General features: G+C 63.0%; 1 protein-coding gene. It reads left to right on the top strand.

Going from position 1 to position 1219, the window contains the following annotated elements:
• Window positions 1–117: 117 nt before the first annotated feature.
• On the top strand, window positions 118–1219 hold a 1102-nt coding region (locus ACFXOM_RS35585), incomplete at its 3' end, for an acyltransferase domain-containing protein (protein ID WP_385041652.1).

Genomic DNA, 1219 nt, shown 5'->3' with positions numbered 1-1219 from the left:
GCGGGTGCGGGTGCGGGTGTAGGGGAGGGGGTGCGTGCGGTGGATGTGGCTGCTTCGTTGGTCCGTTCGCGTGCGTCGTTCGCTCACCGGGCGGTTGTCGTCGGGTCCAGTCAGGAGGTGCTGGTCGCCGGTCTGCGGGATCTGGCCGACAACGCTGGTGCTGGTGCTGGTGGTTCTTTGGGCTCGGGTGTGGTGTTTGTGTTCCCGGGTCAGGGTTCGCAGTGGTTGGGGATGGCGGTGGAGTTGGCTGGGGTGTCGGGTGTGTTTGCTGATGCGTTGGTTGAGTGTGAGGAGGCGTTGGCGCCGTTTGTTGATTGGTCGTTGGGTGAGGTGTTGCGGGATGGGGGTGGTGCGTGGTTGGAGCGTGTGGATGTTGTTCAGCCGGTGTTGTTTGCGGTGATGGTGTCGTTGGCGAGGTTGTGGCGTTCTCTGGGTGTGGAGCCGGCGGCTGTTGTTGGTCATTCGCAGGGTGAGATTGCTGCTGCGTGTGTGGCGGGTGCGTTGTCTTTGGGTGATGCTGCTCGTGTTGTGGCGTTGCGGTCGCGGGCGATTCGGGTGTTGTCGGGGCGTGGTGGGATGGTGTCGCTCGGGTTGCCGGTGGATGCGGTGCGTGAGCGTATCGGGGGGTTTGGTGGTCGGGTCTCTGTTGCTGCGGTGAATGGTCCGTCGGCTGTGGTGGTGTCGGGTGATTCGGATGCTTTGCAGGCGTTGGTGGCTGGTTGTGAGGCGGATGGTGTCCGGGCTCGGGTGATTCCGGTGGATTATGCGTCGCATTCGGTGCATGTGGAGGAGTTGGAGGCGGAGCTGTTGGAGGTTCTGGCTCCGGTTGTTCCGCGGGATTCGGTGGTTCCGTTCTTCTCGACGGTCACGGGTGGGTGGTTGGACACGACGGTGATGGATGGGGGGTACTGGTATCGCAATCTGCGTCAGACGGTGGAGTTCGCTGACGCGACGGCTGCGCTTGTTGATCAGGGTTACGGGTTGTTCGTCGAGGTCAGTCCTCATCCTGTTCTCACTGTCGGTCTTGAGGACACCGTGGAGGTGTCTGGTTCCCGTGGTGTTTCGGTCATCGGGAGCCTGCGGCGTGGTGAGGGTGGTTGGGATCGTTTCCTGACTTCTGCCGGTCAGGCGTATGCCGCTGGTGCGGCCGTGGACTGGGAGCAGACCCTCCCCGCCGACGCTCGTGTCGTCGACCTGCCGACATATGCCTTCCAGCACA

It is taken from the genome of Streptomyces sp. NPDC059169, from assembly GCF_042755225.1.
In the GTDB taxonomy this organism is placed as follows: domain Bacteria; phylum Actinomycetota; class Actinomycetes; order Streptomycetales; family Streptomycetaceae; genus Streptomyces.
The sequence above is the reverse complement of the archived record's forward strand: the minus strand, read 5'-3'. Positions and strand labels throughout refer to the sequence as shown.